Source organism: Streptomyces sp. CG4, from assembly GCF_041080655.1.
Lineage (GTDB): Bacteria > Actinomycetota > Actinomycetes > Streptomycetales > Streptomycetaceae > Streptomyces.
Genome location: NZ_CP163525.1, coordinates 6,968,366 through 6,987,283, shown reverse-complemented (window position 1 = coordinate 6,987,283; position 18,918 = coordinate 6,968,366). Strand labels below are relative to the sequence as shown.

The window sequence follows — 18,918 nt, the reverse complement described above, 5'->3', positions numbered from 1 at the left end:
CTTGAGAAACGGTACTGCTCAGGTCAGAAGCGGTACTGCTCGTCGAATCCGGCGCCGGGCTGCGGCTGCTGCGCATGGCCGTGGCCCTGCTCCTGGCCCTGGTACGGGTAGGGCTGCTCCTGCGGGAGTTCGCCGCCGTAGGTCTCGTCGGTGCGCTGCTGCGGCACCCACACCCCGCCCGCCGGGGTCTGGCCGTAGCCACCACCGGCGTACGGGTCCTGGGCGTAGCCCTGCTGGCCGTACTGCCCGGCGTAGCCGGGGTCGTACGGGGCGCCGCCGTAGGTCTGGTTGCCGATGTAGGGGTCGGAGTAGTTGGCGTAGGCCTGCTGGCCCGTGGCGTCGTAGCCGTAGCCCTGCTGGCCGTAGCCCGAGTAGTCGTAGGCGTAGGCCTGCTGGCCGGTGCCCTGCTGCTGGGCGGCGGCCGCGTGGGCGGCGGTGTCGCCGTAGACGCCGTAGGAGCCGGTGTCCTCGGGCATGGGCTGCGGTTCGTAGACGGCGGTGGTCTCGGCGGCGGTGGGGCCGCCGGCGCGAGCCGGGGTGAAGACGTCGTCGCGGTCGTAGTCGTCGTAGTCACCCTGCGCCTGGCCGTAGACAGCCTGGTCGGCGTCCCGGTCGGCGGCGGTGCCCTCGTGCTCCGGGCCGGCGGTGGCGGCCGGCTCCGGGTCGTGCCGGTCCACCTTGCCGCGGCGGCGCTTGCTGCCGCCGCCGGTCTCGGCGTCGGGGCGCTTGACCGCCCAGCCGGCGGCGAAGCCGCGACGGAACGACAGGGTGACGTAGGTCTGACCGATGGCGAAGGCGATGGCGCCGACGCCGATCACGATCACGGACGGCATCAGCACGCCGACCACGACCCCGAGGAAGCCGGCGAACGCGAGCAGCCGCCAGCGCAGGCGCGCCTTGTACTGCAGCAGTACCTCGCCGAGCAGCCACAGTGCGACGACGCCGAACGCGATGTAGAGGACCGTCCAGCCCATGTACGCCCCTCTCCCAGTAACCGCTACGCAGTGTGTCGTATCGCGGTGCGGCGGGTCTAGGCCTGCGGGGGGTGGTGCAGGCCCAGGTTCTCGTAGATTTCCAGGGTCGCCGTGGAGTTGTTCAGTGTGATGAAGTGCAGTCCGGGCACCCCCTCGGCGAGCAACCGAGCGCAGAACTCCGTGGCGAACTCGATACCGATGGAGCGTACCGCCGCCGGATCGTCCTTCGCTGTGAGGATCCGCTCTTTCAGAGCGTCCGGGAAGACGGCATTGCTGAGTTTGGGCAACCGTTCCAGCATCTTCACGCTGGTGACAGGCAGCACCTCGGGGATCACCGGGGTGCCGCAGCCGGCGGCGGCCACGCGGTCGCGCAGCCGGAGATACGACTCCGGCTGGAAGAACATCTGTGTGATGGCGTAGTCGGCGCCCGCACGGCACTTGTCCACGAAGTGGGACACGTCGGTGTCCCAGTCCGCGGAACGGGGGTGCATCTCGGGGAACGCGGCGACGCCCACGCAGAAGTCGCCCGACTCCTTGATGAGCCGGACGAGCTCGGCGGCGTAAGTGAGGCCCCGCGGGTGCGGGACCCAGTCGCCCATGGGGTCGCCGGGCGGGTCGCCGCGCACGGCGAGCATGTTGCGGATCCCGGCGTCCGCGTACTGGCCGATGATGTTGCGCAGTTCGGCGATGGAGTGGTCGACCGCGGTGAGGTGGGCGACCGGGGTGAGCGTGGTGTCGGCGACGATCTGCTGGGTCTCCTTGACCGTGCCGGCGCGGGTGGAACCGCCGGCGCCGTAGGTCACGGAGACGAAGTCGGGCGCGACCGCCTCGACCCGCCGGAGCGCGCTCCACAGGTTCCGCTCGCCCTTGGGGGTCTTCGGCGCCGAGAACTCGAACGAGTACGTGGTCTTGCCGCTGGCGAGGATGTCGCGCACGGTGCGTGCGCGATCAGTCCTGGTGGATGGGGTTCCGAGGGCCATACGGGCAGGTTAGCCACGGGTGGGCGGTCACCCAACCGGATGCCGATAATTTGCCCGGATTGTCGACTTACTGTCCACTCCTTGGACACTTCGCCGGACCGGCCTCCCGTCAGGCCTGCCGCAGCCGCTTGGCGAACTCGGCCGCGGCGGCTCCCGGGTCGTCGGCCTCGGTGATCGCGCGGACGACGACCACCCGGCGGGCGCCCGCGTCCAGCACCTCGTCGAGGCGGGCGAGGTCGATGCCGCCGATCGCGAACCAGGGGCGGTCGGTGCCGAGGCCGGCCGTGTACCGGACCAGGTCGAGGCCCGGGGCGTGCCGGCCGGGCTTGGTGGGGGTGGGCCAGCAGGGGCCGGTGCAGAAGTAGTCCACGCCGTCCTGCACGGCGGCCGCGGCGGCCTCGGACTCGGCGTGCGTGGAGCGGCCGATCAGCACCTCGTCACCGAGGAGGGCGCGGGCCGCGGGGACCGGCAGATCGCCCTGGCCGAGGTGCAGCACGTCGGCGCGGGCGGCGTGGGCGACGTCCGCGCGGTCGTTCACCGCGAGGAGCTTGCCGTGCCGGGCGCAGGCGTCCGCGAAGACCTCCAGGTGCGCCAGCTCCTCGGCGGCCTCCATGCCCTTGTCGCGCAGCTGCACGATGTCGACACCGCCGGCCAGGACCGCGTCCAGGAACTCGGGAAGGTCACCCTGACGGGTGCGCGCATCCGTGCACAGGTACAGATGCGCGTCGGCGAGCGCGGTGCGTGCGGTGTCGGACATACGTAGGTCCCCCCGGTCGGTGTCCCTGACGGATTGGGCGGGTGGCGTACGGGCAGCGACGGCCCGCACGCCACCCCTCGTGGTACGGGTCGCTCAGACGGCGAGCGCCTGGGCGCGGCGCTTCACCTCCGTGCCGCGATTCTCGCTCAGGGCCTGCGCGGGGGTGCCGGGCAGGGTCGGGTCGGGGGTGAAGAGCCACTCGAGCATCTCTTCGTCCGTGAAGCCGTCGTCCCGCAGGAGCGTCAGGGTGCCGGTCAGGCCCTTGACGACCTTGTCCCCGTCGATGAAGGCGGCGGGGACGTGCAGCGCGCGGTTCTCACCGCGGCGTACGGCGATGAGCTGGCCCTCCTTGACCAGCTGCCGCACACGCGTCACCTCGACGTCGAGCATCTCTGCGATGTCGGGGAGGGTGAGCCAGGCGGGGACGAGAGCATCGATCTTTGCGTCAATCTCGGTCACGCGACCTAGCGTAGGCGCTCCGCCGGGGTGGCCGCGATGAGTGGTGCCGGGTGGTGTCGTCCGTCGGGTGATGCGCCGTCGTGGCTGGTCGCGCCCACGCGGCGGAGCCGCATATCGATACAGCCCCGCGCCCCTAGGCAGCTGCCGTCGCGTCCTTCAAGGGGCGGGCCGGGTCGGACATCGCCTCCCGGTCCATCACGCGGCCCGCTTCGATCAGCCGCCGGCCCTGGGCGAGATCACGCGGGCGGCCCACTGCCAGTAGGGCCACCAGGCGATCTTCGCGGAGCCAGCACACCGACCAGGACGGGCCCGTCGGGTCGCCGCGCCAGACCATGTGGTCCGCCGCGGCGTGGTGACCGGCGTACTGGACGAAGCGGCCGAACTGCTCGGACCAGAAGTACGGCACCGGGTCGTAGGCCGCGGGGGTCTCGCCGAGGATGTTCGCGGCGACCGTGCGCGGGCCCTGCAGGGCGTTGTCCCAGTGGTGGACCAGCAGGCGTTCGCCGTAGCGGGCGGAGGGGAAGGAGGCGCAGTCGCCGACGGCGTAGACGTCCTCGACGGAGGTGCGCAGGTGGGCGTCGGCGAGGACGTCACCGTGCGGGCCGAGCGCGATGCCGGAGCCGGCCAGCCAGGCGGTGGCGGGGCGGGCGCCGATGCCGACGACGACGGCGTCCGCGGGCAGCCGGGTGCCGTCGGCGAGGATCACCGCGCCGGGCTCGATGTGATCCACGCGCGCGTGGGTGCGCAGTTCGGCGCCGGCGTCGGCGTACCAGGCGGCCATGGGGGCCGCGACCTCGGCGGGCAGGGCGCCGGCCAGCGGCCGGTCGGCGGCCTCCACGACGGTCACCGCACAGCCGGCCTCGCGGGCGGCCGTGGCGAACTCGGCACCGATCCAGCCGGCCCCGACGACCACGATGTCGTGCTGCTCGGTCAGCACCGGCCGCAGCCGTTCGGCGTCGTCCAGGGTGCGCAGCAGATGCACGCCGGGCACGCCCTCGGTGCCGGGCAGGGTGACCGGTTCGGCGCCGGTGGCCAGGACCAGGACGTCGTACGGCACCGGGCCCGTCTCGGTGTCCAGTTCGTGCGCGGCGGGGCGCAGGCCCAGCACCTCGCAGCCGAGCCGCAGTTCGACGCCGAGCGTCTCGAAGTCCACGTCGAAGGCGGAGCCCTCGGCCTTGCCGAGCAGCACGGCCTTCGACAGCGGCGGCCGGTCGTACGGCTGGTGCGGCTCCGCGCCGAGCACGGTGACCGGCCCCCTGAAACCCTGTTCCCGCAGGGCGACCGCGGTCTGCACCCCGGCCATGCCCGCGCCGACGACGACCACGCGTCGCCCCTCCGACGTGCCCCGTTGCGCTGTCTGCTCGCTCACCCGATCACCATAGACACGTGACAACGCGTCAGTCAGCGGGCGTGCTCGGTGACCTGTTCCACAACGCTCGTGCCGGCACCCGTCCGGGACTCCCACTCCCAGGTCTCCTCCAGCCGCACCCGCCCGTCCGGCAGCTGGACGACCGTGGACACGCAGTGCCCGGAAGCGGTCGTCCCGTCGGTCCGCAGCTGGACGTACCGGAAGTCCAGCCGGTCCCCCTCGCGGGTGCCGACCAGATGGCCGCGTACGACATCGCCGCCCGCGTACTCGGCCCAGATCTCGCCGTCCTTCTCGTGGTACGCGAAGCGGGTGCGGGTACCCACCTGACCTGGAGCCTGGTCCGCCACGGGGGCGAAGGTCAGGCCGTCGAGCGACCGGGGCATGGGCAGGGGCTCCCTTACGGGTGACGAGCACGGCGGGCTAGGGTGGCCACCGTACAAGCACTCGCGGGAGCCCGGACGCACCGGGCTGAGAGGGAGGCTGGCGGCCTCCGACCGTACGAACCTGATCCGGGTCATGCCGGCGAAGGGAGGGGCTGGACGCCCATGTCGTCACGTACGTCCGATACGTCCGACGTCCTCGTCATCGGGGGCGGAATCATCGGCCTGGTCACGGCCTGGCGCGCGGCGCAGCGCGGGCTCACCACGGCCGTCGTGGACCCCGAGCCCGGTGGCGGGGCCGCGCGGGTCGCGGCCGGGATGCTGGCCGCGGTCACCGAACTGCACTACGGCGAGGAGACCCTGCTCGCCCTCAATCTCGAATCGGCGCGCCGCTACCCGGACTTCGCGGCCGAGCTGACCGAGCTGACCGGCCACGACCTGGGCTATCGCCGCTGTGGCACCCTCCAGGTCGCGCTCGACGCCGACGACCGGGCCCATCTGCGCGAGCTGCACGCGCTGCAGCGGCGCTGCGGCCTGGAGTCGGAGTGGCAGTCCGGGCGGGAGTGCCGCCGCCTGGAGCCGATGCTGGCGCCCGGGGTGCGCGGCGGGCTGCGGGTGGACGGCGACCATCAGATCGACCCGCGGCGGCTGGCGACGGCCCTGGTGGCCGCGTGCGAGCGGGCCGGCGTCACGTTCCACCGCTGCTGGGCCGAGCGGCTGGACGTCGTACGGGACCGGGCCGCCGGGGTCTGCACGCGGGACGGTACCGAGCTGCGCGCCGGGCAGGTGGTGCTCGCGGCCGGCTCCCTGAGCGGACGGCTCACGGGCGTGCCGGAGGCCGTGCTGCCGCCGGTGCGGCCGGTCAAGGGACAGGTGCTGCGGCTGACGGTGCCGCGCCGGCACGCGCCGTTCCTCAGCCGTACGGTACGGGCCGTGGTCCGTGGCAGCCAGGTCTATCTGGTGCCCCGCGAGAACGGTGAACTGGTCGTCGGCGCGACCAGCGAGGAGCTGGGCTGGGACACGACCGTCACCGCCGGTGGCGTGTACGAGCTGCTGCGCGACGCCCATGAGCTGGTGCCGGGCATCACCGAGCTGCCGCTCACCGAGACCCGGGCCGGACTGCGCCCCGGCTCCCCCGACAACGCGCCGCTGCTCGGCCCGACCGGGCTGGCGGGGCTGCTGCTGGCCACCGGGCACTTCCGCAACGGGGTGCTGCTGACGCCGGTCACCGGGGATGTGCTGGCCGAGGTGCTGGCGAGTGGTCAACTGCCGGACGAGGCACGCCCGTTCACTCCGCAGCGCTTCGGCGCCGTACTCCTGGAGCAGTCCGCATGAGCATCTCCGTGACGTTTTCCATCTCCGTCAACGGCGAGCGTCGGGAGGTCTCCTCGGGCACCTCGCTCGACGCCGTCGTACGGTCCCTGGTCGCCGCGCCCTCCGGGGTGGCCGCGGCCGTCAACGAGACCGTCGTGCCGCGTGCGCAGTGGGCGGGCACGACGCTGAGCGAGGGCGATCGCGTGGAGATCCTCACCGCGGTCCAGGGGGGCTGAGTCATGGCCGACGATTCCTTCGTCCTCGGGGGTACGGCGTACTCCTCGCGGCTGATCATGGGTACGGGCGGTGCGCCCAGCCTGGACGTGCTGGAGCGGGCGCTGGTCGCCTCCGGTACGGAGCTGACGACGGTCGCGATGCGGCGGGTGGACCCGTCCGTGCACGGATCGGTGCTGTCGGTGCTGGAGCGGCTGGGCATCCGGGTGCTGCCGAACACGGCGGGGTGTTTCACCGCGGGCGAGGCCGTGCTGACCGCGCGGCTGGCGCGGGAGGCGCTCGGTACGGATCTGATCAAGCTGGAGGTCATCGCCGACGAGCGGACGCTGCTGCCGGATCCGGTGGAGCTGCTGGAGGCGGCGGAGACGCTGGTCGACGACGGGTTCACGGTGCTGCCGTACACCAATGACGATCCGGTGCTGGCGCGGAAGCTGGAGGACGCCGGGTGTGCGGCGGTGATGCCGCTCGGGTCGCCGATCGGGTCCGGGCTCGGGATTCGCAACCCGCACAATTTCCAGCTGATCGTCGAGCGGGCGGGGGTGCCGGTGATTCTGGACGCGGGGGCCGGTACGGCGTCCGACGTCGCTCTGGCGATGGAGCTGGGGTGTGCCGGGGTGATGCTTGCCTCGGCGGTGACGCGGGCACAGGAGCCGGAACGCATGGCTGCCGCCATGAGGCATGCGGTGGAGGGGGGCCGGTTGGCTCGGCTGGCCGGGCGGATTCCGCGCAGGCACTTCGCCGAGGCGTCGTCTCCTGCGGAGGGCTTGGCCGTGCTGGATCCCGAGCGACCCGCGTTCTGACGCAGCGCCGCAGCAGCCCACCACTCTCCCACCCACGCACCGCCCATGACTGTCGGCTGAAAGGCCGGACTCTCCCGTGGGACGTCCTCGCCATCGGCGGCTGCGGGTCGGGGGGAGCAGTAGCAGCTGCCGCGGGTCGGGGGGAGCCGGCGCGGGCCATGGGGGGATCAGCAGGCACGAGGCGCGGCTGCCGGGCTCGGGGCGTGGGGGGCGTGGCTGCCGTGGGGCGTGGAGGGGGCGGTGGTCGTGGGGGGTGGGAAGCGTTACAGGTCGGCTTCAGTGGGGTGGGGAAAGCGGTCTCGGCGAGGGGAGCGGTTGTTGGTCCTCGTAGACTCCCCTGCGTGGATACGACCCTTCAGGACCCCCTCGTCGGGCAGGTGCTCGACGGCCGTTATCGCGTCGACGCGCGGATCGCGGTCGGCGGGATGGCCACGGTCTACCGGGCCCTGGACACCCGTCTGGACCGCGTTCTCGCGCTGAAGGTGATGCACCCGACGCTCGCGGCGGACGGAAGCTTCGTGGAGCGGTTCATCCGGGAGGCGAAGTCCGTCGCCCGGCTCGCGCACCCGAATGTCGTGCAGGTCTTCGACCAGGGCACCGACGGGTCGTACGTGTACCTGGCGATGGAGTACGTCGCCGGGTGCACCCTGCGGGACGTGCTGCGCGAGCGCGGGGCGCTGCAGCCCCGCGCGGCGCTCGACATCCTTGAGCCCGTCCTCGCCGCGCTCGGCGCCGCGCACCGGGCCGGGTTCGTGCACCGGGACATGAAGCCCGAGAACGTGCTGATAGGCGACGACGGACGGGTCAAGGTCGCCGACTTCGGACTGGTCAGGTCCGTCGACACCGTGACCAGTACCACCGGCGCCGTCCTCGGCACCGTGTCGTATCTCGCGCCCGAGCAGATAGAACTGGGCACCGCCGACCCGCGCGTCGACGTGTACGCGTGCGGTGTCGTGCTCTACGAGATGCTGACCGGCGGCAAGCCGCACTCCGGTGACTCCCCCGCCCAGGTGCTCTACAAGCACATCCACGAGGACGTGCCGCCGCCCTCGGCGCTGGTGCCGGGGCTGCCGTACGCGCTGGACCAGCTGGTCGCGGCGGCGACCGCGCGCGTCCCGGACGCCCGCCCGCAGGACGCCGTGGCGCTGCTCGCCCAGGTGCGCGAGGCGCGGCAGGCGCTGAGCGCCGAGCAGCTGGACACGGTGCCACCGCAGGCGCTGTCCGCGGAGCACGACAACGCCGGGGACCGTACGAGCGTGATCCCGCGGTCGCTTACTGTTCCCCGGCCGCTGCCGGTCAATGAGGACGAGCCGGCGGAGGCCGGCGTCCAGCGCACCAGCCGGCTGCAGGCGCCGCCCGCCCCGTCGTCGCGTCGGTCCCGGCGGTCCGGGCGCTCTCCGCGCCTGGTGCTGACGATCGTCGCCGCCGTGCTGGTGGTGTTCGGCGTGGGCGCCGGGGTCTGGTACATCAACTCCGGCCAGTTCACCAAGGTCCCGCCGCTGCTGTCGAAGACCGAGGCGCAGGCGCGGGACCGGCTCAGGGCGGCCGGGCTCGACGTCGGTCAGGTCAAGCGCGAGTACAACGACGCCGTGAAGCGCGGCACGGTCATCGGCACCGATCCGGCCCCCGGCGCCCGGATCCGTGACCATGACTCGGTGACGCTGACCATCTCGCTGGGCCCGGACACGGTGAACGTGCCGGATGTGACGGGCCGCACGCTGGCCGAGGCGCGCTCGCGGCTGAAGGCGGACGGGCTGGAGCCGGGCATGGTCACCCAGGAGTTCAGCGAGGACGTCGACCAGGGCAAGGTGATCGGTACGACACCGCAGCCTGGCACCAAGCGGCATGCCGGTTCGGCGATCGCGCTGACCGTCAGCAAGGGCAGCCCGATCGCTGTGCCGAACGTCGCCGGCGCCGACCTGAACGACGCCAAGCAGCAGCTGACGGACGCCGGGCTGAAGGTGGAGATCGCCTCCACGCAGGTCAACTCCCCTTACGACAAGGGCAAGGTGGCGCAGCAGAGCCCCGGTAACGGCAGCCAGGCCGCCGAGGGCGACACGGTGACGCTGACGCTGTCCAAGGGCCCGGAGATGGTCGAGGTGCCGGACGTGGTCGGCGACAGCGTCGACGACGCCCACAAGGCGCTGCAGGACGCCGGTTTCAAGGTGGAGGACGACCGGGGGCTGCTCGGGCTGTTCGGCGACACCGTGAAGCAGCAGTCGGTGAAGGGCGGCGACAAGGCGGCCAAGGGGTCGACCATCACGATCACCATCCGGTGACACCGGGATCGCCGGGGGGGGGCCGCGGTCCGGTGGCCGGTGGCCGGTGCGAGCATGACACCCTGAACAGGTGAGCCCCGTTCAGTCGTCGCCCCCTCAGTCGTCGCTTCAGCCGTCCCCTCGGCCGTCGCTTCAGCCGTCGCATCGGCCGGCGTTCGTTCCGCGCAATCCCGTCGGCGGTCATGTCCCCGTGGCCGGCGGTCTGCACTCCGTGGGGCTGTCGTACGCCCGTGAGCTGAAGGCCGAGACCGTGCAGGTCTTCGTCGCCAATCCGCGCGGGTGGGCGACGCCCGCGGGAAACCCACGGCAGGACGAGGCGTTCCGCGAGGCGTGCGCCGAGGAGTCGATCCCCGCGTATGTGCACGCCCCGTACCTGATCAACTTCGGCTCGCACACCGAGGCGACCGTGGAGCGGTCGGTGGAGTCGCTGCGGCACTCGCTGCGGCGCGGGCGGGAGATCGGCGCGCTGGGCGTGGTCGTGCACACGGGAAGCGCGACCGGCGGGCGGGCCCGGGAGGTGGCGCTGAAGCAGGTACGGGCCCGGCTGCTGCCGCTGCTGGACGAGCTGACCCACGACGACGACCCGTTCCTGCTGCTGGAGTCGACCGCCGGGCAAGGGGCCTCGCTCTGTGCCCGCACCTGGGACTTCGGGCCGTACTTCGAGGCGCTGGACGCCCACCCGAAGCTGGGCGTGTGCCTGGACACCTGTCACATCTTCGCCGCCGGGCACGATCTGACCGGACCGAGCGGAATGCACCAGACCCTGGACCTGCTGGTGGGCACCGTCGGCGAGGGGCGGCTGAAGCTGATCCACGCCAATGACTCCAAGGACGTGGTCGGCGCACACAAGGACCGGCACGAGAACATCGGCGCCGGCCATATCGGCGAGGACCCGTTCCGGGCGCTCATGACCCACCCCGCGACCGAGGGCGTGCCGCTGATCATCGAGACGCCCGGCGGCAAGGAAGGGCACGCGGCGGACGTGGCGCGGCTGAAGCGGCTCAGGGACGGCTGAACGACAGCGGAGTACCGGCCCGGTGGCGCGGCCCGCTCGGTGTCACAGCTCGGGGCCGTCTCCCGGTTCCTCCTGGTAGGAGTACCGCTGTTCCTTCCACGGGTCGCCGATGTTGTGGTAGCCGCGTTCCTCCCAGAAGCCGCGGCGGTCGGCGGTCATGTACTCGACGCCGCGGACCCATTTGGGCCCCTTCCAGGCGTACAGGTGGGGCACGATCAGCCGGACCGGGAAGCCGTGCTCGGCGGTGAGGAGTTCGCCGTCCTTGTGGGTGGCGAAGATCGTGCGGTCGGAGGTGAAGTCGGACAGGCGGAGGTTCGAGCTGAAGCCGTACTCCGCCCAGACCATCACATGGGTCACATCCGGTGCCGGCGGCGCCAGGTCCAGGATCGCGGCGGCCGGGACACCGCCCCACTCCGCGCCGGTCATGCTGAACTTCGTCACGCAGTGCAGATCGGCCACGACGGTGGTGTACGGCAGGGCCGTGAACTCCTCGTGGCCCCAGGTGTGCTTGTCGCCGTCGGCGGTGGCGCCGAAGACCCGGAACTCCCAGCGCTCGGGCCGGAACTTCGGGACGGGCCCGTAGTGCGTGACCGGCCAGCCGCGCTGGAGCCGCTGACCCGGCGGAAGCTCGGACTCTGCCGTCGCTCCAGACTCTCGCTCCACCGGATGACCCATGTATCCATCCTGACAGAACTTGGGCAGTGCCCTTGACCACCCGTGCACCCTTACCCATGAATCGGACAACAAGTATCAAGTCAGGGCGAACTTACTAAGTATCCACTTACTGGACGATCTTGCTTGCCGGTGCAATCATGCGGCCGCATACGCACCTCCCCGTTTCCCGTGGAAGGAGCCTCTGCGATGCAGGGCGACCCCGAGGTCATCGAGTTCCTCAACGAGCAGCTCACCGGCGAGCTGACCGCGATCAACCAGTACTTCCTGCACGCGAAGATGCAGGAGAACTTCGGCTGGTACAAGCTCGCCAAGTACACGCGGCACGAGTCGTTCGACGAGATGAAGCACGCGGAGGTGCTCACCGACCGGATCCTGTTCCTGGAGGGGCTGCCCAACTACCAGCGCCTCTTCCACGTCCGCGTCGGGCAGACCGTCAAGGAGATGTTCGAGGCCGACCGGCAGATCGAGGTGGAGGCGATCGACCGGCTCAGGCGGGGGATCAAGGTGATGCGCGAGAAGGGCGACGTCACGTCCGCGAACATCTTCGAGGACATCCTCGCCGACGAGGAGAACCACATCGACTACCTCGACACCCAGCTGGAGCTGGTGGAGAAGCTCGGCGAGGCCCTCTACATCGCGCAGATCATCGAGCAGCCCGAGAGCAGCTGAACGCGGCTAGGCGGCCTCGTCCAGGCCGGCCGGGCCGGACAACTCGGCGAGCACGGGCTTGCCCTGGTCGGCCAGCTCGCGGCGCGGGCAGGCGCCCCGGCCCAGCAGTGCCTGGATCCGGCGGACGCACGAACCGCAGTCCGTGCCCGCCTTGCAGGCGGAGGCGATCTGGCGGGGGGTGCAGGCACCGTCCCCCGCGTGCTGCTTGACCTGCGCCTCGGTGATGCCGAAGCAGCTGCAGACGTACACGCGGATTCACCTCCCGACGGGATCGCTGTCTTGGTGCCATCTCCTTGATCGGTGAGGCAAACCTAACCTTACCCGTCGTGCAGGTCCCGCAAAAGTGGGGAGGGGCGCGGATCGCATGTGATCCGCGCCCCAGCCGCGCCGTAGTCCTCCGGCTGTCCTACTGGTCCCGGTACATCTCCGCGACCAGGAACGCCAGGTCAAGCGACTGGCTGCGGTTCAGCCGCGGGTCGCAGGCCGTCTCGTAGCGCTGGTGCAGGTCGTCGACGAAGATCTCGTCGCCGCCGCCCACGCACTCGGTGACGTCGTCGCCGGTCAGCTCCACATGGATGCCGCCCGGGTGGGTGCCGAGCGCCTTGTGGACCTCGAAGAAGCCCTTGACCTCGTCGAGCACGTCGTCGAAGCGGCGGGTCTTGTGCCCGGAGGCCGCCTCGAAGGTGTTGCCGTGCATCGGGTCGGTCACCCAGGCCACCGTCGCGCCGGACGCCGTGACCTTCTCCACCAGCTCGGGGAGCTTGTCGCGGATCTTGTCGGCGCCCATGCGGACGATGAAGGTCAGCCGGCCCGGCTCCCGCTCGGGGTCGAGGCGGTCGATGTACTGCAGCGCGTCCTCGGCCGTCGTGGTCGGGCCGAGCTTGATGCCGATCGGGTTGCGGATCTGCGAGGCGAACTCGATGTGCGCGTGGTCCAGCTGCCGGGTGCGCTCACCGATCCACACCATGTGCGCGGAGACGTCGTAGAGCTTGCCGGTGCGCGAGTCGACCCGGGTCAGGGCGGACTCGTAGTCCAGCAGCAGCGCCTCGTGCGAGGAGTACAGCTCGACGGTCTTGAACTCCTCCGGGTCCGTGCCGCAGGCCCGCATGAAGTTCAGCGCGTTGTCGATCTCGCGGGCGAGCTGCTCGTAGCGCTGGCCCGAGGGCGAGGTCTTCACGAAGTCCTGGTTCCAGGCGTGCACCTGGCGCAGGTCGGCGTAACCGCCGGTGGTGAAGGCGCGCACCAGGTTCAGCGTGGACGCCGAGGCGTGGTACATGCGCTTCAGCCGCTCGGGGTCCGGGATGCGGGACTGAGGGGTGAAGTCGAAGCCGTTGACGGAGTCGCCCCGGTAGACCGGGAGCGTCACGCCGTCGCGGGTCTCCATCGGCTTGGAGCGCGGCTTGGAGTACTGCCCCGCGATACGGCCGACCTTCACCACGGGCACGGCGGCCGCGTAGGTGAGGACGGCACCCATCTGGAGCAGCGTCTTCAGCTTGTTGCGGATGTGGTCGGCGGACACCGCGTCGAAGGCCTCGGCGCAGTCGCCGCCCTGGAGGAGGAACGCCTCTCCCTTGGCGACGGCCGCCATCCGGGCGCGCAGCTCGTCGCACTCGCCCGCGAAGACGAGCGGCGGATACGACTCGAGGTCCGCGATCACTGCGCGCAGAGCCTCGGCGTCGGGGTACTCGGGCTGCTGCGCCGCGGGCAGGTTTCGCCAGGTGTTGCCAGCGCTCGGACTGGTCTTAGCGTTCACGGTCACCTCGTAAACATTACGGGGTCGTGTCGTGTGACCCATCTTCTGGCTCGAAGGGTGAGACGCGAGGGTTGTCCTGTGGACCGGGGGCCGGGTGGGGTAGGGTTCCTGCCATGTTCGCGCTGTCGATCCAGAACTGGTGGTGGACCGCTTCCCCGGCGGCCCACTGACTGCGCGTACGCAAGACTTCGCGAAGGCCGCCCGAGAGGCGGCCTTCGGCGTGTCCGGGGTCGTTCCTCTCCATCGAGAAGGATCACCCATGAATCTCCAGGACCTCCTGCACGACGACCGCCCCTTCGCCCTGCTCCGCCGCCGCGTCCCGGGCCGTGCCGAGCATCCGGTGGAGTTGCTGATCGGCCCGGTGACCAGCCGCGACCGGCTGGCCGACCTGCCCGAGGAGGGCCTCGCACTGGTCCCGTTCCGGCAGATCCGCGAGCGCGGCTTCGACGTCCGCGACGACGGCACCCCGTTGCTGGTGCTGACGCCGCAGGAGTCGTACGAGATCCCGCTCGACGTGGCCCTGTCCCGGCTCCCGGCGCACAAGGTGCGGGTCGAGGGCGGCGGCTTCGACGTCGGTGACGCGGCGTACGGCGAGATCGTCGGGCGGGTGCTGGCGGAGGAGATCGGCCGGGGCGAGGGCGCGAACTTCGTGATCCGGCGGACGTACGAGGGCGAGATCCCGGGGTTCGGCCGGGCGGACGCGCTCGCGCTGTTCCGGCGGCTGCTGGAGGGCGAGCGGGGCGCGTACTGGACGTTCGTCGTGCACACAGGGGACCGGATGCTGGTGGGCGCCAGCCCGGAGGTGCATGTGCGGATGTCCGGCGGCACGGTCGTGATGAACCCGATCAGCGGGACGTACCGCTATCCCGCCGAGGGCCCGACCCCCGAGCATCTGCTCTCCTTCCTCGCCGACGGCAAGGAGATCGAGGAGCTGTCGATGGTCGTCGACGAGGAACTGAAGATGATGTGCACCGTCGGCGACATGGGCGGGGTGGTCGTCGGGCCGCGGCTGAAGGAGATGGCGCACCTCGCGCACACCGAGTACGAGCTGCGCGGGAAGTCCTCCCTGGATGTGCGGGAGGTGCTGAAGGAGACCATGTTCGCGGCCACGGTGACCGGGTCGCCGGTGCAGAACGCGTGCCGGGTGATCGAGCGCCATGAGGTCGGCGGCCGTGGGTACTACGCGGGCGCGCTGGCGCTGCTCGGGCGCGACTCCGGGGGCGCGCAGACCCTGGACTCCCCCATCCTGATCCGCACCGCCGACATCGACGCCCACGGACGTCTGCGCGTCCCGGTCGGCGCCACGCTGGTGCGCGGTTCGGACCCGGCGAGCGAGGTCGCGGAGACGCACGCGAAGGCGGCGGGGGTGCTCGCGGCCCTCGGGGTACGGCCGTCCCGGCCGCGCGCGGAGCGGGAGCGGCCCCGGCTGGCCGACGACCCGCGGGTGCGGGCGGCGCTGGACGGCCGGCGGGCCGCGCTCGCACCCTTCTGGCTGCGGATGCAGGAGCCGGCCCAGGAGCTGACCGGCCATGCCCTCGTCGTCGACGGCGAGGACACCTTCACCGCGATGCTGGCGCATGTGCTGCGCTCGGGCGGTCTGGAGGTGACGGTACGGCGGTACGACGAGCCGGGGCTGCGGGCGGCCGTGCTCGGACACGAGGGCCCGGTGGTACTCGGCCCCGGACCGGGCGACCCGGCGGATCTCGCCGACCCCAAGATGCGGTTCCTGCGGGAGCTGACCGCCACGGTGATCCGGGAGCACGGGCACGGGGTGCTGGGTGTCTGCCTGGGCCATGAGCTGATCGCGGCCGAGCTGGGGCTGGACATCGTCCGCAAGGAGGTGCCGTACCAGGGGGCGCAGACCACGATCGACCTGTTCGGGCGGGCCGAGACCGTCGGCTTCTACAACAGCTTCGTGGCCCGCTGCGACGACGAGGCGGCCCGGGAGCTGGCCGCGCACGGGGTGCGGGTGAGCCGGGCGGCGGGCGGCGAGGTGCACGCCCTGTGCGGGCCCGGCTTCGCGGGTGTCCAGTTCCACCCGGAGTCGGTCCTCAGCCTGAACGGGGCCGCGGTGGTGCGCGAACTGGTGGGTCGGCTGCGCGCCACGAGCACGAGTCCCTCAGGGAGTCGGACCGGGGCGGCCGCCGCCGGTGAGTGCGGGCCCTGACGGGCCACGTGCTCGGGGCGCCGGACCGGCCGGATCCGCCGGCCGGCGCCGAGAACGTGCCCCCTTCAGCCGAAGAAGACCCCGACCTCCTCGTACAGCTTCGGATCCACCGTCTTCAGCTTGGCCGTGGCCTCGCCGAGGGGGACGCGGACGACGTCGGTGGCGCGCAGGGCGACCATCTTGCCGAAGTCGCCGTCGTGCACGCAGTCGATGGCGTGCAGGCCGAAGCGGGTGGCGAGCCAGCGGTCGAAGGCGCTGGGCGTGCCGCCGCGCTGGACATGGCCGAGGACCGTGGTCCGCGCCTCCTTCCCGGTGCGGCTCTCGATCTCCTTGGCGAGCCACTCGCCGACCCCGGAGAGCCGGACGTGCCCGAAGGAGTCCAGCGAGCCGTCCTTGAGCACCATGTCGCCGTCCTTGGGCATGGCGCCCTCGGCGACGACCACGATCGGCGCGTATGACGCCCGGAACCGGGAGGTCACCCAGGCGCAGACCTGCTCGACGTCGAAGCGCTGCTCGGGGATGAGGATGACGTTGGCGCCGCCGGCCAGCCCCGAGTGGACGGCGATCCAGCCGGCGTGCCGGCCCATCACCTCCACGACCAGGACCCGCATATGGGACTCGGCGGTGGTGTGCAGCCGGTCGATGGCCTCGGTGGCGATGTTGACGGCGGTGTCGAAGCCGAAGGTGTAGTCGGTGGCCGACAGGTCGTTGTCGATCGTCTTGGGCACCCCGACACACGGCACCGCGTACTCGTCGGACAGCCGCGCGGCGACGCCCAGGGTGTCCTCGCCGCCGATCGCGATGAGGGCCTGGACGTCCAGCTTGGCCAGGTTGTCCTTGATCCGGCGGATGCCGTTCTCCGCCTTGAGCGGGTTGGTGCGCGAGGAGCCGAGGATGGTGCCGCCGCGGGGCAGGATGCCGCGCACCGCGGGGATGTCCAGACGGACGGTGTCGCCTTCGAGGGGACCGCGCCAGCCGTCCCGGAAGCCGACGAAGTCATAGCCGTATTCCTGCACGCCCTTACGGACGATGCCCCGGATGACGGCATTGAGCCCGGGGCAGTCGCCGCCTCCGGTCAGTACTCCGACCCGCATGAAATGTCCCTTCGCCGCGGTTCCCTGACAGTCGGTCACGCTAACGGTGACCCAGCTCACACCGGGAGAGGCGGGACGGGTGATTTCGGCGCATTGCCGGAATGCGCCCGGCGGCGCTACGCGTTGTCGAGGCCACGCTCTATGGCGTACCGCACCAGCTCGACCCTGTTGTGGAGTTGGAGCTTGCCGAGGGTGTTCTGCACATGGTTCTGGACCGTGCGGTGGGAGATGACGAGGCGTTCGGCGATCTGCTTGTAGCTCAGGCCCTTGGCGACCAGCCGCAGCACCTCCGTCTCGCGGTCCGTCAGCCGGGGCGCGCCGGGCTCGTCGGTGTCGGGGGCGGGCGCGGGCTCGGAGGCCAGGCGGCGGTACTCGCCGAGGACCAGCCCGGCGAGGCCCGGCGTGAACACCGGGTCGCCGACGGCGGTACGGCGTACGGCGTCCAGCAGTTCCTCGGTGGAGGCCGACTTCAGCAGATAGCCGGTCGCGCCGGACTTCACGGCCTCCAGCACGTCGGCGTGCTCACCGCTCGCGGAGAGGACCAGGACGCGCAACGCCGGGTTGTGGCCCACGAGTTCCTTGCACACCTGGACACCGGGCTTGGCGGGCAGGTTGAGGTCCAGCACGAGGACGTCGGGGGTGGCGGCCCTGGCGCGGCGGACGGCCTGCTCGCCGTCGCCGGCGGTCGCGACCACCTCGAAGCCGGACTCGGCCAGGTCCCGGGCGACCGCGTCGCGCCACATGGGGTGGTCGTCCACCACCATGACCTTGATCGGGCCCTGCTGCTCGCTCATCGACGCTCCGCCTTCGCGTTCTTCGGTACCTTCAGTTCGACTTCCGTGCCCTGCCCGGGGACGGAGATCAGCTCGGCGCTGCCGCCCAGGTCGCGCAGCCGCCCCCGGATCGACTGGGCCACACCGAGCCGGCCCTCGCCCTCGGCCTGGGCGAGCCGGCCCTCGGGGATACCGGGGCCGTCGTCCCGGACGGTCACCACGATCTCGTCCGGCTCGTCCTCGACCAGGATCCAGGCCCTGGCCTCGGCACCGGCGTGCCGGCGGACGTTGTCCAGGGCGGCGCCGACCGCGGCGGCCAGCTCCCGCGCGGCCGGCCGGGGCAGCCCGACCGGCGCACCGGGCTCGGCCAGGCTCACCCGGGCACCCGCACAGGACGCCAGCAGCGAGCGCAGATCGACCGGACCGTCGTCCTCGGGCTCGTCCACCGCGCGTACGACCGCTCCGGCGGAGGCGTCCTCCGACACCCGGGAGACCGGCACCAGTCCGCCGGAGACCAGCGTGCGCAGCGCCACCTCCTGCTCCCCGGCGAGCCGCCCCAGCTCCGCCGCCTCGCCGCCGATGACCGCACCGCGCCGCTGCACCATCGCCAGCACCTGCAGCACGCCGTCATGGATGTCCCGGGCCAGCCGCTCCCGCTCCCGGGTCGCCGCCTCGATCTCCAGGGCGCGGGCGAGGGTGCGCTCGGAGGCACGGGCGACCTCCACGACGTAGCCGACGGCGATCGAGGCCACCCAGACCAGGATCAGGCTGTGCACGGTGTCCCGGGCGGGATGGCCGCGCTCGATCAGGTTGGCGACCGCCACCGCCGTGGAGCCGACGGCGGCCCAGCGCCAGCCGCCCTTGATCGCGAAGGCCAGCACCGCGCCGCCGGTCCATATCGTCGGCAGCGTCGGGCCGCCGTCGACCGGCTGGTGGCTGTCGGCGAGCGGGGTGAGCAGGATGCCGGCGAGCGCGACGGTCAGATCGGCCATCAGGAAACGCCTGGTGCAGCTCGCCGCGTTCCGCACCCTCGGCAGGGTGGCGAGGGTCCAGACGAGCAGGACGGCGAAGTAGCCGACGGCGATCCAGGGGCGCGCATAGAGGTCGTACCTGGTGACGCAGAGGGCGATGGCGTACAGCATGGTCAGCACGCGGTAGCCGGCGAGCGCGCGCCACAGCGGCAGCTCGACCGACATCCGCATCACGCGCTCGCGCTTGGGCATGTC

The 18,918-nt window shown here is 71.7% G+C and carries 19 protein-coding genes, 1 pseudogene and 1 riboswitch; of the genes and pseudogenes, 8 read left to right on the top strand and 12 right to left on the bottom strand.

The window, feature by feature from the left end; genetic code table 11:
- Positions 1-23: 23 nt before the first annotated feature.
- The 6 genes from AB5L52_RS31915 to AB5L52_RS31890 form a co-directional block, all read right to left on the bottom strand.
- Positions 24-974: a hypothetical protein gene (locus tag AB5L52_RS31915; RefSeq protein ID WP_351018067.1), complete on the bottom strand. Its 951-nt coding sequence runs from the start codon at positions 972-974 to the stop codon at positions 24-26.
- A gap of 56 nt (positions 975-1,030) precedes the next feature.
- Positions 1,031-1,954, bottom strand: coding sequence for a methylenetetrahydrofolate reductase [NAD(P)H] (gene metF / locus AB5L52_RS31910; protein WP_351018070.1), 924 nt, complete (start codon positions 1,952-1,954; stop codon positions 1,031-1,033).
- Positions 1,955-2,063: 109 nt separating this feature from the next.
- Positions 2,064-2,711: a thiamine phosphate synthase gene (thiE, locus tag AB5L52_RS31905; RefSeq protein WP_351018073.1), complete on the bottom strand. Its 648-nt coding sequence runs from the start codon at positions 2,709-2,711 to the stop codon at positions 2,064-2,066.
- Positions 2,712-2,804: 93 nt separating this feature from the next.
- Positions 2,805-3,170 (bottom strand): Rv2175c family DNA-binding protein, encoded by a 366-nt coding sequence (locus AB5L52_RS31900; RefSeq protein ID WP_023551406.1) that lies wholly within the window; start codon positions 3,168-3,170, stop codon positions 2,805-2,807.
- Positions 3,171-3,303: 133 nt separating this feature from the next.
- Complete coding sequence (locus AB5L52_RS31895) at positions 3,304-4,539, bottom strand: FAD-dependent oxidoreductase (RefSeq protein WP_351018077.1); 1,236 nt, start codon at positions 4,537-4,539, stop codon at positions 3,304-3,306.
- A 32-nt stretch (positions 4,540-4,571) separates the two neighbouring features.
- Positions 4,572-4,922 carry a hypothetical protein gene (locus AB5L52_RS31890; RefSeq protein ID WP_351567752.1) on the bottom strand — a complete coding sequence of 117 codons (351 nt, stop codon included), beginning with the start codon at positions 4,920-4,922 and terminating at the stop codon, positions 4,572-4,574.
- 53 nt (positions 4,923-4,975) lie between these two features.
- Positions 4,976-5,087: riboswitch (TPP riboswitch) on the top strand.
- Here AB5L52_RS31890 and thiO point away from each other — a divergent pair.
- The 5 genes and pseudogenes from thiO to AB5L52_RS31865 form a co-directional block, all read left to right on the top strand.
- Positions 5,085-6,254, top strand: a complete 1,170-nt coding sequence (thiO, locus tag AB5L52_RS31885; RefSeq protein ID WP_351018081.1) for a glycine oxidase ThiO — start codon at positions 5,085-5,087, stop codon at positions 6,252-6,254. (Overlaps the previous riboswitch by 3 nt.)
- Entirely contained in the window at positions 6,251-6,469 is a 219-nt protein-coding gene (gene thiS, locus AB5L52_RS31880; protein ID WP_351018084.1) for a sulfur carrier protein ThiS, read from the top strand. The genes thiO and thiS overlap by 4 nt, the downstream gene beginning before the upstream one ends.
- Before the next feature lie 3 nt (positions 6,470-6,472).
- Positions 6,473-7,267, top strand: coding sequence for a thiazole synthase (locus AB5L52_RS31875; protein ID WP_369367344.1), 795 nt, complete (start codon positions 6,473-6,475; stop codon positions 7,265-7,267).
- 341 nt (positions 7,268-7,608) lie between these two features.
- Complete coding sequence (gene pknB, locus AB5L52_RS31870) at positions 7,609-9,546, top strand: Stk1 family PASTA domain-containing Ser/Thr kinase (protein ID WP_369367343.1); 1,938 nt, start codon at positions 7,609-7,611, stop codon at positions 9,544-9,546.
- A 157-nt stretch (positions 9,547-9,703) separates the two neighbouring features.
- Positions 9,704-10,561, top strand: a pseudogene (locus AB5L52_RS31865) (deoxyribonuclease IV); the annotation flags it as partial.
- A 42-nt stretch (positions 10,562-10,603) separates the two neighbouring features.
- Here AB5L52_RS31865 and AB5L52_RS31860 read toward each other — a convergent pair.
- Positions 10,604-11,236 carry a sulfite oxidase-like oxidoreductase gene (locus tag AB5L52_RS31860; RefSeq protein WP_351018093.1) on the bottom strand — a complete coding sequence of 211 codons (633 nt, stop codon included), beginning with the start codon at positions 11,234-11,236 and terminating at the stop codon, positions 10,604-10,606.
- A gap of 186 nt (positions 11,237-11,422) precedes the next feature.
- Here AB5L52_RS31860 and bfr point away from each other — a divergent pair, with 186 nt between their 5' ends.
- Positions 11,423-11,905, top strand: coding sequence for a bacterioferritin (gene bfr, locus AB5L52_RS31855; RefSeq protein WP_351018095.1), 483 nt, complete (start codon positions 11,423-11,425; stop codon positions 11,903-11,905).
- A 6-nt stretch (positions 11,906-11,911) separates the two neighbouring features.
- Here bfr and AB5L52_RS31850 read toward each other — a convergent pair whose 3' ends face one another.
- Together AB5L52_RS31850 and AB5L52_RS31845 are read right to left on the bottom strand one after the other, a co-directional pair.
- Complete coding sequence (locus AB5L52_RS31850; RefSeq protein WP_351018098.1) at positions 11,912-12,154, bottom strand: (2Fe-2S)-binding protein; 243 nt, start codon at positions 12,152-12,154, stop codon at positions 11,912-11,914.
- Between the two features lie 157 nt (positions 12,155-12,311).
- Positions 12,312-13,664 carry a class II 3-deoxy-7-phosphoheptulonate synthase gene (locus AB5L52_RS31845; protein WP_351018101.1) on the bottom strand — a complete coding sequence of 451 codons (1,353 nt, stop codon included), beginning with the start codon at positions 13,662-13,664 and terminating at the stop codon, positions 12,312-12,314.
- A 107-nt stretch (positions 13,665-13,771) separates the two neighbouring features.
- On the opposite strand from AB5L52_RS31845, the gene AB5L52_RS31840 reads away from it, so the two are divergent.
- Entirely contained in the window at positions 13,772-13,828 is a 57-nt protein-coding gene (locus AB5L52_RS31840; protein ID WP_073894098.1) for a trp operon leader peptide, read from the top strand.
- An 89-nt stretch (positions 13,829-13,917) separates the two neighbouring features.
- Positions 13,918-15,825: an anthranilate synthase family protein gene (locus AB5L52_RS31835; protein WP_369367342.1), complete on the top strand. Its 1,908-nt coding sequence runs from the start codon at positions 13,918-13,920 to the stop codon at positions 15,823-15,825.
- Between the two features lie 65 nt (positions 15,826-15,890).
- Here AB5L52_RS31835 and AB5L52_RS31830 read toward each other — a convergent pair whose 3' ends face one another.
- The 3 genes from AB5L52_RS31830 to macS all read right to left on the bottom strand — a co-directional run bounded on the left by AB5L52_RS31830 (position 15,891) and on the right by macS (position 18,915).
- On the bottom strand, positions 15,891-16,919 hold the full coding sequence (locus AB5L52_RS31830; protein WP_351567735.1) for a 6-phosphofructokinase: 1,029 nt from the start codon (positions 16,917-16,919) through the stop codon (positions 15,891-15,893).
- Positions 16,920-17,035: 116 nt separating this feature from the next.
- The gene (locus tag AB5L52_RS31825; RefSeq protein WP_351567732.1) at positions 17,036-17,713 is read right to left on the bottom strand and encodes a response regulator transcription factor; all 678 of its coding nucleotides are present in this window, start codon (positions 17,711-17,713) and stop codon (positions 17,036-17,038) included.
- Positions 17,710-18,915: a MacS family sensor histidine kinase gene (gene macS, locus AB5L52_RS31820; protein ID WP_369367341.1), complete on the bottom strand. Its 1,206-nt coding sequence runs from the start codon at positions 18,913-18,915 to the stop codon at positions 17,710-17,712. Before macS ends, AB5L52_RS31825 begins: the two co-directional genes overlap by 4 nt.
- Between the last annotated feature and the right edge of the window lie 3 nt (positions 18,916-18,918).